At 39.3% G+C, this 19,457-nt stretch carries 20 protein-coding genes; 8 read left to right on the top strand and 12 right to left on the bottom strand.

Annotated features, from left to right (window positions below):
* Nucleotides 1–144: 144 nt before the first annotated feature.
* The 4 genes from H5163_RS04730 to H5163_RS04715 all read left to right on the top strand — a co-directional run bounded on the left by H5163_RS04730 (nucleotide 145) and on the right by H5163_RS04715 (nucleotide 3,383).
* Nucleotides 145–1,533, top strand: coding sequence for a HEPN domain-containing protein (locus H5163_RS04730; RefSeq protein ID WP_182734502.1), 1,389 nt, complete (start codon nucleotides 145–147; stop codon nucleotides 1,531–1,533).
* Nucleotides 1,534–1,596: 63 nt separating this feature from the next.
* Complete coding sequence (locus H5163_RS04725) at nucleotides 1,597–2,148, top strand: hypothetical protein (protein WP_182734501.1); 552 nt, start codon at nucleotides 1,597–1,599, stop codon at nucleotides 2,146–2,148.
* Nucleotides 2,149–2,263: 115 nt separating this feature from the next.
* Nucleotides 2,264–2,647 carry a hypothetical protein gene (locus H5163_RS04720; protein WP_182734499.1) on the top strand — a complete coding sequence of 128 codons (384 nt, stop codon included), beginning with the start codon at nucleotides 2,264–2,266 and terminating at the stop codon, nucleotides 2,645–2,647.
* 268 nt (nucleotides 2,648–2,915) lie between these two features.
* Nucleotides 2,916–3,383, top strand: coding sequence for a hypothetical protein (locus tag H5163_RS04715; RefSeq protein ID WP_182734497.1), 468 nt, complete (start codon nucleotides 2,916–2,918; stop codon nucleotides 3,381–3,383).
* Between the two features lie 460 nt (nucleotides 3,384–3,843).
* Here H5163_RS04715 and H5163_RS04710 read toward each other — a convergent pair whose 3' ends face one another.
* The 7 genes from H5163_RS04710 to H5163_RS04680 all read right to left on the bottom strand — a co-directional run bounded on the left by H5163_RS04710 (nucleotide 3,844) and on the right by H5163_RS04680 (nucleotide 10,692).
* A complete protein-coding gene (locus H5163_RS04710) occupies nucleotides 3,844–5,514 on the bottom strand; it encodes a GGDEF domain-containing protein (protein WP_182731858.1) in 1,671 nt (556 codons plus the stop codon).
* Between the two features lie 623 nt (nucleotides 5,515–6,137).
* On the bottom strand, nucleotides 6,138–6,704 hold the full coding sequence (locus tag H5163_RS04705; RefSeq protein ID WP_145237681.1) for a DUF2799 domain-containing protein: 567 nt from the start codon (nucleotides 6,702–6,704) through the stop codon (nucleotides 6,138–6,140).
* 160 nt (nucleotides 6,705–6,864) lie between these two features.
* Nucleotides 6,865–8,499, bottom strand: a complete 1,635-nt coding sequence (locus H5163_RS04700) for a hypothetical protein (RefSeq protein ID WP_182734495.1) — start codon at nucleotides 8,497–8,499, stop codon at nucleotides 6,865–6,867.
* A gap of 136 nt (nucleotides 8,500–8,635) precedes the next feature.
* A complete protein-coding gene (locus H5163_RS04695; RefSeq protein WP_182731860.1) occupies nucleotides 8,636–9,016 on the bottom strand; it encodes a hypothetical protein in 381 nt (126 codons plus the stop codon).
* Nucleotides 9,013–9,381, bottom strand: a complete 369-nt coding sequence (locus H5163_RS04690; RefSeq protein ID WP_179959150.1) for a hypothetical protein — start codon at nucleotides 9,379–9,381, stop codon at nucleotides 9,013–9,015. The genes H5163_RS04695 and H5163_RS04690 overlap by 4 nt, the downstream gene beginning before the upstream one ends.
* A 117-nt stretch (nucleotides 9,382–9,498) precedes the next feature.
* The gene (locus H5163_RS04685) at nucleotides 9,499–10,389 is read right to left on the bottom strand and encodes a dienelactone hydrolase family protein (RefSeq protein ID WP_182734493.1); all 891 of its coding nucleotides are present in this window, start codon (nucleotides 10,387–10,389) and stop codon (nucleotides 9,499–9,501) included.
* 84 nt (nucleotides 10,390–10,473) lie between these two features.
* Entirely contained in the window at nucleotides 10,474–10,692 is a 219-nt protein-coding gene (locus tag H5163_RS04680) for a hypothetical protein (RefSeq protein WP_145237669.1), read from the bottom strand.
* 211 nt (nucleotides 10,693–10,903) lie between these two features.
* On the opposite strand from H5163_RS04680, the gene H5163_RS04675 reads away from it, so the two are divergent.
* The 4 genes from H5163_RS04675 to H5163_RS04660 all read left to right on the top strand — a co-directional run bounded on the left by H5163_RS04675 (nucleotide 10,904) and on the right by H5163_RS04660 (nucleotide 14,057).
* Entirely contained in the window at nucleotides 10,904–11,767 is an 864-nt protein-coding gene (locus H5163_RS04675; RefSeq protein WP_145237666.1) for a PA4780 family RIO1-like protein kinase, read from the top strand.
* Between the two features lie 118 nt (nucleotides 11,768–11,885).
* Entirely contained in the window at nucleotides 11,886–12,218 is a 333-nt protein-coding gene (locus tag H5163_RS04670) for a PBPRA1643 family SWIM/SEC-C metal-binding motif protein (RefSeq protein WP_145237663.1), read from the top strand.
* A 161-nt stretch (nucleotides 12,219–12,379) separates the two neighbouring features.
* A complete protein-coding gene (locus H5163_RS21245; protein ID WP_259398275.1) occupies nucleotides 12,380–13,273 on the top strand; it encodes a GGDEF domain-containing protein in 894 nt (297 codons plus the stop codon).
* A 199-nt stretch (nucleotides 13,274–13,472) separates the two neighbouring features.
* Nucleotides 13,473–14,057, top strand: a complete 585-nt coding sequence (locus H5163_RS04660) for a YqaA family protein (protein ID WP_145237660.1) — start codon at nucleotides 13,473–13,475, stop codon at nucleotides 14,055–14,057.
* A gap of 29 nt (nucleotides 14,058–14,086) precedes the next feature.
* Here H5163_RS04660 and H5163_RS04655 read toward each other — a convergent pair whose 3' ends face one another.
* The 5 genes from H5163_RS04655 to H5163_RS04635 form a co-directional block, all read right to left on the bottom strand.
* Complete coding sequence (locus tag H5163_RS04655) at nucleotides 14,087–16,063, bottom strand: phytase (protein WP_182734492.1); 1,977 nt, start codon at nucleotides 16,061–16,063, stop codon at nucleotides 14,087–14,089.
* A gap of 241 nt (nucleotides 16,064–16,304) precedes the next feature.
* A complete protein-coding gene (locus H5163_RS04650; protein ID WP_182734490.1) occupies nucleotides 16,305–17,471 on the bottom strand; it encodes a hypothetical protein in 1,167 nt (388 codons plus the stop codon).
* Nucleotides 17,472–17,487: 16 nt separating this feature from the next.
* Nucleotides 17,488–18,324: a mechanosensitive ion channel family protein gene (locus H5163_RS04645; protein ID WP_182734488.1), complete on the bottom strand. Its 837-nt coding sequence runs from the start codon at nucleotides 18,322–18,324 to the stop codon at nucleotides 17,488–17,490.
* A gap of 35 nt (nucleotides 18,325–18,359) precedes the next feature.
* Entirely contained in the window at nucleotides 18,360–19,067 is a 708-nt protein-coding gene (locus tag H5163_RS04640; protein WP_145237644.1) for an LrgB family protein, read from the bottom strand.
* On the bottom strand, nucleotides 19,060–19,446 hold the full coding sequence (locus H5163_RS04635) for a CidA/LrgA family protein (RefSeq protein WP_145237642.1): 387 nt from the start codon (nucleotides 19,444–19,446) through the stop codon (nucleotides 19,060–19,062). The genes H5163_RS04640 and H5163_RS04635 overlap by 8 nt, the downstream gene beginning before the upstream one ends.
* Between the last annotated feature and the right edge of the window lie 11 nt (nucleotides 19,447–19,457).

The raw sequence follows: 19,457 nt of genomic DNA, 5'->3' as shown, positions 1-19,457 counted from the left end.
AAACGGTTGAATCTGACAATGAACACTAACAAAACAATAAACATCATTCGCTTCGCTCATTGGGAAAAAGCCTCGCTGCAACTTCGTTGCAAAGCGCTCGGTTTTTCCCGTTATTGTAAGCGTTAGATTTCTCGAGAGGAACGGATGAGAATCGAAGACGAATATGTGAAAACAGGATATTTCTGGCTTCCTGAGCGAGATGAGAAAAAAATCCCAGGGGTATTAACCATCAAAAATGGAGGTGATATCGAGCTGGAAGTTGTTGGCTTCTTCGATGACAGTATTAAATCACTAAACGATGATGATGAGTTGAATAGAATAATAGGGCATGTTGAGAAGGACGGTTTAGTAACTCTAGAGAACTGCTTTTATACCCAGAAAAAACATGCCTTTGGGGGTATATCAAAATCTAAACTCTGTGTGAATAAAGTTTTGAGCGGTGTCGCCTATGATGAAAATGAATCCGTAACCTTTAATACTTTATCGTTTTCTGTTGATTGTTTAGATGAGTGGGTAGGTATTAGTGGTATTAGCACCGACAGTGATTGGGAAAGCAACACAGCTACTATTCGTTACAGTCTTCCTGAAAATATTTCCTATGACCTAAATAACGGAATGAAGTTAGAAATTTGCTTTTCTTGCACTACCCCCGGATCTTCCAATACTACTGAAGCTAAGATCACGCAGCGCGTCTACTTTAAGTTGCTATCTGAAGACTTAAGACCTTTGGGTGACTTTACAGAAATTGCATATAAGCTAACTAATTTTTTATGCTTTGCTATCGACACAACAGTCGCATTGAAAGACTTGTCAGTCACATCAAAAGAGATACAAAGAGACAGCGGCAATGGAAAGCAGTACCCTGTTTCGATTAAGGTTTTTTATCCTAGCATTCCATTCACGGAAAAAGTTCCAGATAAGAGCTGGCATAGAATGTTATTCACTTACGGAACGATAAAAAGTAATGCTCAGGATGTTTTTAATAACTGGCTTCGTGCATATGAGGTTATGGCGCCAGCACTCAGTTTATACTTTTCCACAAAAAATGGGGCACAAAAATACCTTGATGGTAAATTTTTAGCTTTGATACAAGGTCTGGAAACCTATCATAGAAGAACAAGCGATGAAAAGCTCATGGATTCTTCTAAATTTGCCTCGCTTGTTTCAACAATTAGTAAGAGTTGCCCAGCAGAATATGCCGAATGGCTGAGTGGTCGCCTGATGCATGGAAATGAAATTAATTTAGGGAAAAGATTGAAACGAATTATTGAGCCGTTTAAGGATAAGTTAGGCAGCAGTAAAGAAAGAAGTAAGCTGTTAAGAAAAATAGTAGATACAAGAAATTACCTCACTCATTATAGTGAAAACTTAAAGGATAACGCTGCTGGCGGGGAAGAGCTCTGGAACCTGTGTCAAAAAATGGAAGTGATATTCCAGTTGCACTTTTTGAAAGTTGTTGGCTTCAGTGATGAAGAAATTGAGAGCGTTGTTGAAAATAGCTATCCGCTAAAGCAAAAAATCAACAAAATCTAACAAGTTGCTGCACACGGAAAATTACTCGCTACGCTCCCAATTTTCCGGTGAGCAAGGCGTTAAATGCCTAATTGGATGTTCATGGATTATTTTACATATATAACAGGTATAGCCACGCTGATTGGTTTTGTTTTACAGATTTTTGATGCTTTACCTACTTATAGAAGCTACAGACAAAAAGCTTTCTATTTATTGTTAGGATTGTTTCTTGGCAGTTTAGTTACTGCATTTGATGGTTCAAAGATAATTTTTTCATTTGAGATTACCGGTCTTGCCTTACTAGTAAGTATGATCGGGACCATTATATTTTGGTCATTGTACGTTGCAATGAAGTCACATAGAGAAGAATTCTTTGCAGTATCCGGTGTTGGTACTTTTGTTTTAATTGTTGTCTTAGCTTTTGGGACTATTTCTCCTCCATCAAATGAGAGGGCAAGGTTAACAATTTCTGAACTAAGTCAGTTATCAGAAATATCATTAACTCAAGGTAATTATGAGCGTGCAATTAAACATCAAGAAGCTGTGTTATCAAAACTTAAAAAGAATGATGTGCGATATATCGCGGTGAAAGAAAAAATTGAAAAAATAAAGTTACTTCAAGTAGATGGCATTTAACAAGCGCATTAATTCTGACGTCACATATTGTCCGATTTTTGCTTAAAAGACAATGATGCAAAAAAGCGTCCAACATGCTCAGCAGCTTATGCGGGCGTTAGTGTGCAAGGAACCCATGAAGATATTCGTATTTTTTATTATTATGTTTTCAGATTTCGTTATTGCAGACGATTGTTCTTTTGCAAACGTTAGTAATGAATACGTTATCGAAAATGCGGAAATTGACGCAAAATATAGTTTTGAATCTAAAGGTGTATCTTTTATAGCTGTGGCTAATGGTTTCGGTCCAACTCGACCGGGATTTGAGCATATAAATATGTCTGCTTGTCTCATGATTAAAACTAAATGGGATATATTGTGGGTTGGTGCTGACAGTGGTGTTTGTCCACAGCAAAAAAAACTAGAATTACATGCAATTTCTTATTCTCGTTTGTTTAATGAGAAAATGATTCAGCTTGCTAAGTTAAGTAAAAAATATGATTGCGCTACTGAGTTGTAAAATGCACACTAACAAGCTGTTAAACAAGGAAAAAAACAGTTGTTTTTGCTCCTTCGTCGCTAATTTTAACCAACTATTTTTTGCCTGTTAACAGGGCGTTGAGGCTGTAGAATTACTCTTTTTTAAGAAAAACAGCCCGTTTTATGGGTTCCAAATGCATTACCTAATGCTTTAAAAACGCTTAGCGCTGATTTCAGGAGCTCGTTTTTTAAATGAATTTGGGTGTTGGAGTTATTCTACAGCCTCGTTATGTGCCTAGGATGGTGTCGTGAAATATCTAATATATTTGTTTATTATCATTTTTTCTTTTAAAGCTATCGCTCAAGATCATGATTGGATTCTGAGAGCTAAAATTGAGACTATGAGAAGTAATGATCAGATTTGGGTTAATGATAAAGGTGAGTTTTATTGGACTACGTCAATGTTCTTTGAGTCTATGCCTTGTAAAACTAATCTTAGTGAAAGTGAACTTATTGAAGTGTCATCATTAATACAAAGCTTGCCTTCTGAACCCTATGAAAGAGATTTCAATAACCAATGTAAAGATGGTCTTCGTTTCTTTATTCTATCTTCAACTAAGCAAGTTGACGGAACTTTTGTACAAGTCGGTAAGCAATTTCCAGCCTCAAAGGATTGTCGAATTAAGGCAATTGATAAAGCTTGGGATGACTTAAGTGAAAAGCTATATACATTAACTCAAGACAAGTTTAAGTCTTGTAAAAATAATTCGTGGTAACAGGCACATAACAAGAGTCTAAGGTTACGACAGTCCGCTCATGGCACTTTGCCGATATTACGGCTGTGAGCGATAACCCTCAAGATTTAAAAAATGCTGTTTATATTTCATCGTGCCCTTAACTGGGAAGCAGTGAATTATATTGAGAGTGAGTCTACGTAAAAAATTTAGTTATTAAAATATTTTCAAGTAAACTTTTTTGGAATAAGTACAAGGCGGTTTTCACAATAGATGTGTTCAATAACGTGACCCAAAGCGCTGTGACTTTTATTACCTTGCTAGGGTTATTGATTGTAGCCAATCCATAAAGTCAGTTAGGCGTTTAGTTGGTTGTCTACGTGATGAATAGAGTAAAGACACCGGCATTGGCTCGGCTTCAAATTGAGGTAGGACAGAAATTAGTAGGCCTTTCTAATGGGTCACCCATTGGCTGTTTGGAACTTGTATACAAAAAAACCTATTAGTCGCTTACTACAACTCGATTTCGGCCTTGCTCTTTAGCTTTGTATAGAGCCGCATCGGCACGTTTAAGCACTTGTTCATAATGACAATCGCCTATTTCATACATGGCAACACCAAAACTAGCCGTAACATAAAGACCATCGATCATCTCTTCTTTTTCAAGTTCTTCACGTAACGTATCGGCAACGCTTTGCGCTTCCAGAGCACTTGTATTTGGTAACAACACGGTAAACTCTTCGCCACCAAAACGAGCAACCATGCCTTTGACACCAACTTGTACAGCAAGTAATTTGGCCATTTTTTGAAGCACGATATCTCCAACAGTGTGGCCATAATTGTCATTCACTCTTTTAAAATGATCCGCATCTACCATAATAACGGCTAACGGATGGTTCGACTCTTGCGCTAAACGATATTCATCAAGCAGGGCTTCGTCTAATGCCAATCGGTTATAGCTATGGGTTAACGGATCTTGTCGAGCGATAGCTTCTAGGGATCGATTACTTGCTTCTAACTCAGCCGTACGAGTACGCACCTTGGTTTCTAACGTAACGTTCATTTGCATTAAAGACTGCTCTCTCTCCAACAAGGAAGACATCATTTCCTGTAGTGAACGACTTAAGCTAAGCACCTCACTCAATTGACTGTCATCTTGGAAGGTGGCCTTTCGATTTCCTTGCTGAATACTTTTTGCTGTGAGCGCTAACCGTTCCAATGGGCGACTTAATGTACTAGCAAATTTATAGGCCAGTAACATACAAAGTAAGGTCGCAAACACACCAAAAAAAAGTAGTAATTTATGAACTTCTTTTACTGCTGACATAGCAATAGACAATGGCTGACGTACGACGATTTGCCAACCAAGATTCGTTGATTCTGGAGAGCGTACAGAGACTAAACTGGTCAGGTATTTTTCGTCATCTTGCCAAAGCAAAGATTTAAATTGCCCATCTTTAGGCAGTACTTTTGGTACTTCAATATTGTTAGGAAAATGATTATCTGGATATAAAACACTGTGCTCATTATCGATAATAAAGATATCGATCCCTTTTCTTTTCGAAACGTCAGTCAAGGAAGATAATAAAACCTCTCTAACCCAAGCCCAATCAGCATGAGTGGCAACCACACCTTTCAACTCACCATTTTGACCTATGACAGGAGCAGCAAAATCGACAAAGCGAATTGGCGCACCGTCTTTCGGCTTAGGTAGCAAGCTTTCAAGTAATAACGCCTTATGCACATCACCTACAAAAGGTCCCGATCGACCATGAATAAACCAAGGTCGCTGACTGACATCAGCCCCTTTCAATACGCCATTACTTGATGCTAATACCGCACCTTCAACATTAGCGAAACCAATCCAAGCGTAGTCTTTATAGGAGCTTTTAATTTGATCAATAGCATACTGCAAAGCGCTCAAATCTTGACTTTCATACAAAGAGTAGCGCGTACTAAGCAAAAGAACTTCTCGCTCACGCTCCATGAGATTAGCCGACAGCATATTTGAAATAGATTGACTTAGATTTACTAGCGATTCACCGCTAGCATTTGAAAGACGAGTAGAAGTAAGTTGATAAAAAGAGGTAATTAGCACAAAACTTAGAGAAAGCAGCAGTCCTCCAGATAATAAAGTAATGCGCTTTCGAAAAGTATCAAAGCCTCCGAACATTATATGCTTAGCCTATTTATCCGTGTAAAAAGTAAGTATTAGGCTAAGTATAGTAACAGCCTGCGTATTATCATGACTTTGCTCATTGATTCTCATCAGCTTTGATCACTTTATTTATCATTTTATAGAGCTGTTTTTAAATTAGCTTAACTGATCATCATCAGTCAATTTATTTAACTGCTTTCGTATCGATTCTCCTATCATTTCATGCCAGTTTTCCTGTGCTAGCTGGCTTATAATTATGGAAATTAAAGGGTGACCCCGTTTGGTTTTTACGCGTAGTTTGCAATGTTGCTTAGTGAAGACAGCGGCTGGATTACGGGACAGCGAATTGAAGCGTCTGGCGGTATGTTTCTTTAATTTTCAGCTAATATTAGTGCTCTGCCGCATTATTTTTTATAAGGATTCAAAGCCCTCTGCGTGAGGGCTTCATCGCTACTATAAAGCTCTTAATATATTGTCAGAATTAGTTAAACTCGAGCAGTGTTTACTGGCTCAGACTTGCTTTGACAGTTCAAGTTAAGACTTATTCACATAAATTACAGTGGTTTTTTTTAATCTGAATTTTGCTTTCGCTTTTTGTATTAACCCAGCCCTATTATTACAGGCTGGGCAGAAGGTAATTAAGGAAAGGTAATTTCAACTGTTGAGGCTTTATTCAATAGTGGTAATAAGGATTTTTCGCGTCTTAAGTCCTTTAACTCACGTTCTAATTGGCGTTGCTGTGTATTTAGCTCTTTACGCTGCGTTTGCGTGATGTTATTGCTGTTTAATTGCTGATTAAGTTCAGAGAGTTGTTGTTTTAGCTCGGTTATACGGTTATCAATTTCTATACGACGTTGTTGAATTTGATAACGGTCGTTACCTTCTTCCCACGCTTTTCGAAATGCACGACTGTTACATACACCGTTATACGAGACTCCGCGCATAGCAAGAGTAAAGCCGTTTTCAGGTTGACAATACACCGCTAAACCACTTTCGTAGCTACTTTTAAATTGTGCTATGTTTGGGGTAATATTGTAATCGTTACACGTCGCGATCTTTGTTATGCCATCGGCATAATCACCACCATTTACGCCGTGTTCATAACCTAAACTTTGCCAATTAGCGACTTTACACTCATCTTGACTTAACGTTGTGCAGCCATTTAGTAGTGCTATACAACTTAATATAAATAAACGATTTGGCATAAACTTCCTGTTCTGTATCGGATTTACTGACATTTTAAATGATCTTTAGCATCGACATTTTTGTTTTGCCGATGCCTTATCTTACTTGCGATCGCTATAAAAAATACACATTTAAATATGTTATAGACTAATTTTATGTAACAAATCTAGTCGATACAAATTAAAAAGTTGTACCCACCGATAATCCAAGTTGCCATGAGTCGACCGCTTGGTAATTACCAAGGGGTTTACTTAAATCGATATGTACGACGTTGTCATTACTAGAGCGCGATGAGAACAGACGAATACCTAAACCAACACTACTAAGCGTACTATCAGTGATATTAGGTGTTTGCACTTTGCCAGAGGCACGCCCAACATCGACAAAGCCCACAAAACCTACATCGGCAATTTGATATAAATTTATGTTTGGATATATACGTATCTCTGCGCTAGCTTGTATACTTTGTGTGCCATGTTGGTAGCTTTGTGGAAAGCCGCGCATACCTTCTTCACCACCTACAGCAAGTGGTTGTTCAGCGAATTCGGTATTTTGCCACTGTGCATTTATATGACCATATAAGGCAAATAAAGGGGAGAGACGCAGGTTAACTTGCCCTTTAGAAAATAAAGCGACACGATCTTCAAGTTCAGTACCAATTTTGGCATTTAAGCCGCCGCTAAATCTAAACAGGGTGGATGAATCGCTCGCCCAGGCTTTGTCGATCCCCGTTTCAACAATAAAGCCTTCACCGGGATTAATCATATCAGCACCAAATTTGGCGTTTAATTCCCAGCCAAGGTTAATATCTTCGCTGTGATTGATAAGGTCGATGTCTTGAAGTACGGTAAAATCATCTTGTATCCAGTGAACGCCAAGCCAAGGTGTTGCAATGGTAAAGTTATTTAAGTTAGCGGGAAGCGGTGTGTTGGCAACTTGATCATAGCGGGTGTCTTGATAATCAATCCCCGTAAGCCAATGCGTTGTTGCGCTGCTGTCTTGTGACCATACGCCACCTACTGCAAGCTGCCCTTGTGTATCATCAGAAAAAAACTCAGAGCGAGTTTCGCCATTTTGATATATAGAGGTTTTTTGTTGTTGTGTTTTAGCATAATAACGTCTTAGAGCATCACTACTTCGTTGATAAAAAGGTTGTTGATAGTCAAACATAAAAACTTGTCCATCGTCATAGTCATCGGCTTGTAAGCTCAATGTCGCATGCGGTTGCCACGGCACAGGCATTTGCAGCATGGTATGATAACCGCTGCGTTCGTGATCTGTTTTATATTTTACTGATGCGCGTATGCCATAGCCTAAAAAGTTTTCTTCTTTAAAACCAATGCTGAACTTGTTATTGCCACTGCTGCGACCAAAGTCAATGGTTGGTAATAAACTCCAGGTGTCCCATGTTTCAACAATTACGGCTTGGTCATTGTTGTCATTACAGTTTGGCGTTGTGCTGATCTTTGCGTCGCGAATATATTTTTTCTTACGCAGGATACGCTCAGCTTCTCTTAATTGCGTGTCATCGACTTGTTCGCCCAACTGAAATGGTAACTGCTCATGAATAACTGCTTTACGAGTATCAATATGTAACCAATTAATAAAGCGATGTAAGGCTGTGGTTTCAGGTGAATGCGGATCAAAAATTGGATTGTTTTTGATAATTATTTCACCAAGCGGTGCATTTGGTTCAATGGTCGCAGGCTGGGGCTCAATAGCATTACAACTCGATATGGACTCGAGTGAGTTAGCAGTCTCTGCATTGCTACAGCAGCAGTAAAATAAACAACTAGTTAAGATGATGCGTTTCATAAGTGCCTGAGTTTAATGACTGCGTTGAACATAAGCATATTCAGCGTAGTGTGGTAGTAATTTAAACTCAGCATAGAAGGCAATACTTAAGGAAAGCTTAACTTAAACTGAAAGTTTGACTAATTAAACATCGAAACTAAAGCGGTTTTTTACTGCGAGGAGCGCCTAGTACAATCGCTATTTGGCAGACACATATCGACAAAAATCCACTTATGCCTAAAGCTCCGCCAAAGCTACTCAGGTAAGGCACTAAATTATCAAACAAAATCGAAAAAATAACACTGGCAGAAAACAGCGTGTAAATACCAAAGCGCTTTGGTGCGCTCATGCCTATAAATGTGCCACCAAAAAAAATGCTGCTATATAGCTCTGCGTTGAACTCGGTGGCAAGTAAAATAAGGTAAGCGATAATAGCTAAAATTGCTGACGCTCTAATCGCATCTAGACGGTTATGCTTAGCTAAATAAAAGGTCAAAAACGCGCCAAGTAAAGCAAGTGTTACCGATGATAAACTCATGCCGCAAGCCCTTTAGCTAATACAAACAAAGCAACACTAATAAAGGCGATACTTCCTAATTTACCACCAAAGCCAGTAAACACTTTAGTCGTCAGTACGTATAAAATAGCCCCAATCAATGAAATAATTGCTAATTCCCAATAGGTATTAATCAACCCCTGAGAGCACATTCCAGCAAAACTACCAGCATAAACAGCTGCGTAAGGATGATTTGCATACTGTTTTGGAAAAGGAATAAAGCTGCCAATAAGTCCGGTTAGGCAAGATGCAATAACCGCAGGCACTGCAAATTGTGTATGAAGGGTAAAACAAGCAACACATCCACTAAAAAAAGCGATGTATTTTAGGAGAAAAAATTTAGTCATAGAGTCGGTGACTTTTCTTAACTGAAGTACTTAATACTGAGTGAAGTTAGTGCTAGCTTATTATGCTTGGCACTAACCATTATGCAATTAATCAAGGTGCAATTAAACTAGATATAATTAAACAAGGTGTTGCTCAAAAAATGCTAAGGTTCGTTGCCATGCAAGTTCTGCATTCGGTTTATCGTAACGGCCCGTTGAGTCATTATGAAAACCGTGATTGGCATCTTTATACATATACATTTTATAATCTACATTGAGACTTTTTAAATCGCGCTCATAGTCAGGCCATGTTGCATTTACGCGCTCATCAAGCTCGGCTAATTGGATCATTAACGGGGCTTTAATATTTTTGCGCAGAGCTTCGTTGGCGGGCGTGCCGTAAAATGGTACTCCGGCGCTTAATAATGATGAATCAACCGCAGCGAGGTAATTGACAATATAACCGCCAAAACAAAATCCAACGGCACCAAGTTTACCATTACTGAGTGGGTGTGATTTTAAATAGTGGGCTGCGGCAACAAAATCATTTTGAATTTTCTCTTTATCCATTGAGCTTTGCATGGCTCGCCCTTCGTCATCATTACCCGGATAACCACCTAGCGGAAATAGCGCATCGGGTGCAAAAGCGACAAAACCCGCTTTGGCTAAACGACGGGCCACATCTTTTACATAGGGGTTTAAGCCTCGGTTTTCATGCACCACTAAGACTACCGGGCGCTTGCCCTTTAATAGCGTTGGCACTACTAAATAACCTTGTCCTTTGTTATGACCATTGGGAGAATCAAAACTTTGGTAAGTTGCTTTAATTGATTCATCATTAAACGAAACTTGTTCGGCTAAGGCATAATTTGGTAATAACGCTGAAGTGAGCACTGTCATTGAATAACCAAGGGCGACTAAGCCACCAAGTTTTTTCATAAACGTGCGTCTATCCATTTTGCCATGAGCGTATTCATCGTACCAATCAAAGGCTTCTTGAGGAATGTGATCTGAATGTGGGTTATTCATTGCAGTGCCTATATGTTATTGATTTAAGATTTAATAACATAGCTGAGAGAACTCAAAATGTATATTGCTGTATGCTTAATATACTTAGCTAACTTCTTCACCGGCATGTTTTGCGGCTAATTCATCAAGTTCTGCGCAAGTGTAATCAAACCCCGCGCCATCGAATTGATAATTTACTTTAACGTCAAAACCACCATTAAGAAGTTTTGTTTTTACCCGGGCGACAGGCCAATGCTTTAATTCGTTTAAAAAACGATTAGCGATTTGACCAGATTGAAAGCGATAGCGTATTTCTGAATTCATATAAAGTAAGTATAATTTGGGCTGTTAACTTCGCAGTTTGTGGATTTAGCCGATTTAGTCAAGTTTTTTGTTCTTTAACATGCTTGATAAGGTCAATTGTGCGCTTATTAGCATTGGTTTTCGTCTGCTTTTGCTTTAACGTAAGGGTCTGTCAGATAAAATAGTTTGCGAGAAGATTACAAGGTATGCCTAAGTACGGTATAAGAGTGTCATGAAAACGCCAAAACAGATTTTACCGTTAATAGAAGACGGTATCGTTGATGAAGTCATCAGCCAATTAATGAGTGGAAAAGAAGCCTCGGTTTATGTGGTTCGCTGTGGCGAGCATATTCGCTGTGCGAAAGTGTACAAAGATGTACAACACCGAAGTTTTAAACAAGCAGTAAAATACCAAGAAGGACGTAAAGTACGCAATAGTCGCCGCGGTCGTGCGATGGAAAAAGGCTCTAAGTTTGGTCGTAAAGAACAAGAAAACGTGTGGCAAAATGCGGAAGTAGATGCGCTTTTCACGCTTTCTCGGGTTGGCGTAAAAGTACCACAACCTCATGGTTGTTACGATGGTGTACTGATCATGGATTTAGTCACCGATAATGATGGTGATGTTGCGCCGCGTTTAAATGATGTGAGTTTAACTGCTGAGCAGGCAATTGAAGATCACGCTACTATGGTTCATTACATTCGCTTAATGCTATGTGCGGGTATTGTGCATGGTGATTTGTCTGAATTTAATGTGTTAGTAGATAGCTACGGTCCGGTGGTGATTGATTTACCGCAGGCAGTAAATGCGGCGGCGAATAACAATGCGCAAGAAATGTTTTTACGTGATGTACGCAACATGCGCTTGTATTACGGGCAGTACGCACCAGAAATACTCGATACGCGTTTTGGTGAAGAAATGTGGGCTTTGTATCAAGCGGGTGAATTAACAGCAGAAACTGTTCTTTACGGTGAGGTTGCAGATAACCATGCTGAGGCTGATGTTGATTCAGTGCTTGATGAAATCAAAGCTGCATTTGAGCAAATGCAAGAAAACCAAGAGCGAATAAAAGCAGCACAAGCACCTGAAGACGACTAAAGTTTATTAGCTTCATTATCGATTTTAAAGATGCGCGCTAACAGCATTAAATTCTGTTAGACTGCGCAGCCTTTAGCTACTCGCGGTGAGTTGCTTTAAATGACAGTTAGGAACGCAGGTGTCAAAATTTTTCTATCGTGGTAAGCCCGATATTATGGGTAAAAATAATCAAGGTACTTATCAGCCTAAACCGAAAGTAAAACCTGGTAGCGAAGAAAATCCGCTCGTTTTACAGGTGCAAAGCGCTGCACGTGAGCTTGAAATAAACGCTATTTTGATAGCTAATGATTTATTTGCAGATATTCGTGTTGATAGTACGCTTGCTGAAGATATTACTCCTTTAGATATTGTGCTTAATAAACCTGTTACTCAAGTTTTTGAAAAAACACCACAACGTAATGATCCATGTTCGTGTGGCAGTAATAAAAAATACAAAAAATGCTGTGGTTAAAATACCTTGTTTAGGTGTGTAAACTCAGGTTGGTGCTGGTGTTAGGAACTTAAAAAATCAGCTCCAGTGATATAAAACGGCAGTTGTATTTAAAAGCTATATATTCATTAGCTTGTGATAGCGTTATTTAATATAGCGCTCACTTAATCAGCGAAACGTGTATGAAATACAGTGATAATAAACTTCAACAACAAACGGCAAAAAACACCTTACAACACGTGTTTTCAGCTGTATTTGTAGTTACTCTGTTTTTAATAGTTACCTCGTATATTTATTTCTATCCTGAATTAGATAACAGTATTTTTTTTAATGGTGTCCTTACCGACGCAATTAACCTATTAATTGTGGTGGCTATTTTTATCATTGTCCAAAGGGCCAACTTATCAGTTTTTGCTTATGTTAATTTAAGCATTGGTTTATTATTGTGGTCGGCGGGTTTAACCTTTGATCTACTTGATGAAGTGCTGATCCAGCCTTTGTTTATTGGTATTTATGTTGAGGATGTTTTACGTACTGCAGGCATGTTGTTTACTTGTTATGGTTTAAAGCTAACTATAGGCGATTTAACAAGTGTGCAGCAGCAGTTATCAAAAGAGCTGATCACTGATTACTTAACCCAAATAGCGAACCGCCAATTCTTTTATCAATATATGCAAAAAAATCAATCAGCCCCGTATACAATTTTGCTTATTGATATCGATTTTTTTAAAGTGATTAATGATCAGTTTGGTCACGATAGGGGGGATCAAGTACTGATCGAATTATCATCTTTATATGCCAAAGCTTTACCGAATAATAGTGTCTTTGCACGTTTAGGTGGTGAAGAGTTTGCAATATACCTGCCCGGTGATAACCGACCAAAAGCCTGCGATTTAAGTGAGCAATTACTATCACTTGCACATACCATTGAACTTGCTGCTAATCGAACGGTAAGTGTAAGTATTGGTGTGTCATTTAAGGCCCCAGAAGAAGCGTTTAATGAGGTAGTTAAACGTGCTGATCAAGCCTTGTACAAAGCGAAAAATAGCGGCCGTAGCCAATATTACATTGCTTAATCCCTAAGCGATTGATTACAGTAAAATTTACAATTTTAATTGGGGGTTTTTACACTATCAGTTAAATTTATTTGCCTGTTCCTGTTAAATTTTATTAAAAAATGCTTATAAAACAATGTACTTATTAATTATGCAAGGCTGGTATTGAGCTTGCAATATGCTTATAAATATAACTTATAAGTACTACCAAGGTGATACTATGGCTGTTATGCAGCGCTTAAAGCAAAAAACACGACAATTTATTGATTCAAAGCATATGTTAACCAGCATAACGGCGGCTTCATTTTTAGAGTCAACAATAGTTCCTATTCCTCTTGAAGCAGTATTGGTGCCGTTGATGCAAGCGCGGCGTGAAAAGCTTTGGCTGATAGCCTTAATGGCGACTTTAGGCTGTATTATTGGGGCTTTGTTTGGTTACGCGCTTGGCTATTACTTGTTTGATGCGGTTGGCGATTGGGTGATCAATACCTTTTCAAATCCAGAGCAGTTTGAACACGTAGAACAGCAAATGCAGCAGCAAGGTTTTTGGTTTGTAATAATGTTGGGGATAGTGCCAATCCCTTTTCAAATAGCTATGCTCGCAGCGGGTGCGACCAAATATTCATTAATAATGTTTTTAATTGCGACGACTATTGCTCGTTCAATTCGGTATTTTGGTCTGGCGCTGGTGGTGTATTATGCAGGCAATCAAGCGGAGCGAATTATTACAAAACATAAAACCAAAGCAATGCTTGGTTTGACTGTGTTGGTGTTAGTTATTTGGTGGTTAACAACGGTAATATAGCCGCCAAGTGACGGCTATATTTGTTTCGTTTACTTAGCGTCGCCATGGACAAGTGAATGTACTTGGCGCCAATCCACCAGTTTAAAATTTTGTGGTTGCTGTGGCATACGATTGTAGCCATCTTGCACTATTAATACGCCAAGAGGGTAGCCAGGCAGCGGTTTGGCTGTAACGGTTAAGCCATCGGTTTCTGACACGCCATCAATACCGTTATTTAAGTTTGCAAGAATATTAAACTTACTGACAAACTCAAGGGTAGGGTGTTTTTCACCTTTATTTATGCGATACACGACATAACTATCGTCACCTTGGCTAGATACCACTAATAAGCGCTCGTCTTTACCATGATAAATCTCCATACCTTCTACATCATCAACCAGCATGTTATCAACTGATTGCAGTAATATCGGCTGTTGTTTTGTATCAGGTTCAGCATTAATAAACCAAATACCAGCGTCTTCTTCACCGGCAAAAAGTTCCCCATTTTTATCATCACTACTACAACCTTCCGGTTGGCTCGGTAAAGTAAATTCGCGCACCAGTTTGCCTGATACCTGTTGCTGTTGGCTGGTTATTTTATATTGCTGATATAACCCTGATTTATCATTCACAAATACATAGTCACCTGATTTCGATGAATACATGCATAAGCCATAAATCTCACTCAAATTGGTAGCCACGCTACCTAAGTGGTGTACGCTGTTTTGTATGTCGACAGTGAACAAACTAATGCTATTTTCACTGCGGTTACTGGCTGCAATTAGAGTGTGAGTTGGGTTGTTGATATTACTACTTTGACGAACGTCAACATTGTTAACTCTACCTACGTCAAGGCTTTGAATTTGCTCTCCAGCTAAGTTATAGATCATCAGTCCGTGACGTTTATCGGTGCCAATGATCAAGCTTTTAGCGGCGTCGGTTGGATGCACCCAGATGGCTGGATCGTCTGCGGCATCACCAAATGCTGCAACTGGTGTCGTTTGCACGTTTGCATACACATGTGCTGTTTTTGCAGTGGTGGTGTTGGTTTTTGTCGTACTGGTGATTGGGTCTAAAATTAACTGGCTGCTGCGGTACGCGCCACTTTCATCGTCATACATAATGGCTTGAGCAGTAGTGGCGTTATTATCAATTACCACAGAACCAATACTGAGATCTCCAGAGACACGCCACTTTTGTTGTATACCTTGCTCTGGATTATATCGGTATAGGGTGTTATTGCTGCTGCTAGTAAACCAGAGGCTGCCATCAGTGCTGGTGGTTAATGCGCCAATACCGCTGGCCAGTTCACCAAAGGGAGCAACCATGGTAAGAGGTTGTTTACTCGCTGAAGATTCTGCATTGGCGTTCATTTGCCAAATGCCAAGTTCTTCTTCACTGATAAATAATTGTTGGCTTACATCATTAACCGCACAACCCGCAGCTTCATTTACACCGGCAAATTCTCGGACCGCAATGTTAGTGGTTTGCTCTGTGGCAAAGTTATAAATTAAGGTTTCGCGCATTAAGCCGCGAACATCAGCAACAAAAGCAGAAATACTCCCCGTATTGTGATTGTTAAATAGGCAGACCGCTTCAGGTTTTGCTTGCGGTGCAACAATCGGTGTGTGCTCCGTTAGCTGCCAGTTGCCGTTACTTTTAGTTAGGGTGAAAACGGCAACCAGATCACGTTCATTATCAATACTGGTCACTAAAAAGCGATTATCGCCAATAGTACGCACTGACAGAGTTTCAAAGTTACCCGCGTTAAGTACTTCGCTATGTTGTTTATTTTGCTCTACTACAATTAAGCCTTGGCTTTCACTGGCTAGTAACCATGCATCATCAAAAAGCCAAGCAGCTTGCGATCCTTGAGCATTATTTTGTTGCCAAAATGGTGTGCTGTTAAGCTTTAGTGTAGTTTGGCTTGGTTGAGTGGAATTAACATCTTGGCTGCTGCAAGCGCCTAATGTTGCTGTGAGTGTTAATATGCTCAGTGCATAAGCAAGTGGTTTAAGTGTTGGCACGAGTAAAGTCCTAAGTTAGCCATGTATGCGATGCAAGCTAAATAACTTTTATGACAAAACCGTGACAAAAGAAAGACTTCTGCAGTGAGAGTAAAGCTATTTAGGTTTCCTTTCATTCAATGCTTTTTATTTTATCTATCTGTTTTTATTGGTTTTAATTTTTTAATTGTTAGTTTTAAAATGACCCATTAGGGCATCGCTTTCATGCTGAGCTGATGTGACCCTAAGCATGATATAGCGGTTATTTTTCTGTGATGGTGGTGTGTATTTCTGTTTTCATTTGCGCTAATGCTTGCAGCACGGAACGTTGCCAAATAGCTTTAAATGCCTTACTAAATAAATATAAGAAGAGCAAAGGCATGATAAATAATTTGATGATTAGTAACGACACTAAGTTTAAAAATTCAATAAATAAGCCCTCTAAAGAATTAGCCATATCTGTAATGCCAGTGGTAACGGTATCAACGACTTTGCTAATTAAATTGCCAGAATTACCTGCTAGTTGGTCGTTATAATCATGCAGCTGTTGTTGCAGTTGAGCTTTCTGTTGATATAACGCGGCGAACTGATTGTTGATAGATGCTTGTTGTTGCTTTAACTCGCGTTGTTTTTGCAGTAATTGTTTAGCCTCGGGAAGCTCTGTTAAGGTGAGTTTTTCGGCTAAACTGCGGGTCGTTTGAATGGCGTCAATTTGCTTATTTAATTGCTCAAGCTGCTGTTGGTTATCTGTAATAATTGCTTTTAATTGTTGTTGCTGAACGGCAATAAGTTCGAGTTCATCGAGAGTTGTTTGCTTGTCACTGTTAATTTTTGCGCTCAGTTGTGCTGATAGTGTGGAGGTTGCATTAGCCTGTACGCTAAGTGTGTCTACGGTCTTTTCAACATATTGATTTTGATAATTAATTTCTTCATCTAGAAAGGCTTGGCTGGCGAGCCCAGTTGCAAGTACTACAAATGGAATTAAAAACCGCACTAAAATCAGGCTAGCGAGTAACTTACCTTTAAGCTGTTTTAAATACCCAAAATAATCACAGACTAAATAACTAATGACACTGGCGGTAAACAAGGTGCTAAAAAATATCCCTGATGAAATAGTAAATAAAATCCGCTGGATAAACAGTGAGCCTAATGATATGCGCATCGCATCGGCAATGTATTCGGCTAAATCGTTCACCGGATCAAGCAATTGTGCAGGCGCTATGCTGGCTATACCAATACCGACTTCAGCCGACTGCAATAAAGAAATAATGCCGTTAACACTGCGCGCAGAAGCATAAACTAATGATGACTGCACTAAGGTTTGGTCAAGAAAATCCATGACATAGCTGTTAAATTGCTCTGACCAGCAAAGTATAATAAGAATAATTAAAGCAATGTATTTAGCTGTACATACTGAACGGCTCCGCATTTTTATCCTTTAAAAATTAGCTATTTAGTTCATTTTTATTAATGGTAACAATTCGTTGTGGGAATGGAATTTCAATATCCGCACCTTGAATCGCACTATATACACCACCGTTTACGGCCAGCTTGGTTTCAATTATTTTCGTCGTCGGCACCCAGTAGCGGTAACTAATAGTTACTCCACTTTCAGCAAACCGTTCAATGCCAACTTGTGATAGCGGTTCATTTGCGACTAACTCATGGTCTTTCAATACGTTTTCTATAAGCTCTATAGCATGCTCAGCACTGGCATTATAGGCAATATCAATTTCACCTTTGACCAATGAATAATTAAATGAGTTATGCAGTATTTCGCCAACGATGTGTTTGTTAGGAATAGTAATTTCGACTTTTTCTTCATTGATCAAAATGGTGTAACCTAGCTCAATGGTTTTTACTTGGCCGCTGACATTTTTAACTTCAATCGTGTCACCAACGATAAAGGGGCGGGTGGCAATAATAGCCAAGCCTGCGCCATAATTTGATAACATCCCTTGCAATGCTAAACCAGCACCAAGAGAAGCTGCACCAATTGCAGCGACAAAAGGTGTGACACTTATGCCAATTTTACCTAGCGCAATAATAATGAACATAACGATAAACAATACTTTCACTACATTACTGACAAAATTAGTGAGAGTAATATCAATATTATTACGCGCCATTAAAGCGGCAATCATCTTAGATATTTTTTGTGCCACCCACAAACCAAAAATCAAGATCAACAATGCGCCAACTAATTGCATGCTGTACTTAACGAGGTACTCACTGATCATGGTGTAGTATTTTTCAACTTGTTGGATTTCTGTACTGATCATCTATTATCCATAAATAAAGTGGTTAAACTATTTCATCATAGCAGAGCTTGACTCAAAAAAGGATAAAGTAATGGTACGATTAAAGCGGTAAGTAATGCGCTCAGTGCCATTGCCACTGAAGCAAATGCACCAATACGCGGATGCTCAACAAGTGCGGCGGCGGTGCCTATTGCATGAAATGCAGTACCAATCGCAACGCCTTGTGCCTGATGGTTATAAATGCCCACCTGACGAAGAATAAGTAGCGCGAACAAAGCACCTAATAAGCCGATAAAAATCACCATCGCAGCTGCCAACGAAGCAATGCCTCCGAGTGAATCAGTCACTAATAGAGTAATGGGAGTAGTGACCGATAAAGCGGCAACAGATGCTGCTAATTGTGCAGGCACATTAAATGCGGCACTGAGTAAGGTTGCAACCACAGTGGCATTGATTATGCCCAAACTACAGCAGCCAACAATCAGCAGGAGATTTCTTCGTATATGCACAAATTGTTGATATAGCGGTAATGCAAGCGCAACAATGGCAGGCTCCAGTAAATAGCTTAATAACCGGCTATGGCTGGCAAATTGCGAGTAGGGCAGTGAAAAACTCACTAGTAATATGGCTATAAGCGTAATAGTGATAAAAACGGGATTAGTCAGCGCTTTTAATAAAGGATTGTTAATGGTTGTATTGAGCTTCCTTAATCCTAAAAACAGCGTGATAATTACAGGAATACTTAACCACCATAGATCAATCATGTTCAATCCTGCCTTTAAATACACTGATCACCGTTGCGATAAGCAGTAAGCTGGTCAATGGCACCAAAATGAAAACTGCACTGAGAAATTGCCATTGCAGGGCGATGATCTCAAGGTGTTCGATAAAACCAACTCCAGCAGGGATGAAAAAAAGCGGCATGACATTTAATAATGGCTTAGCACAGGGAGTTAAGTGATGCTCTTTAACTACGTTTGTTAAAAGTAACGTAAGTAGCATTAGCATCGCTAAGAGGGGGGCTGGAAAGCTGCCTTGCAGCCAGTGCATGATTATTTTTGCTATCGCCAAACAACCCAAAATCAAACAGCTGCTGAGTAAATAAGGGAAGATTTTTTTAAGCACTTGGGGTCGGGGATCCATTGATTATTTAC

Source organism: Pseudoalteromonas sp. SG44-8 (genome assembly GCF_014164125.1).
GTDB lineage: Bacteria > Pseudomonadota > Gammaproteobacteria > Enterobacterales > Alteromonadaceae > Pseudoalteromonas > Pseudoalteromonas rhizosphaerae.
The sequence above is the reverse complement of the archived record's forward strand: the minus strand, read 5'-3'. Positions and strand labels throughout refer to the sequence as shown.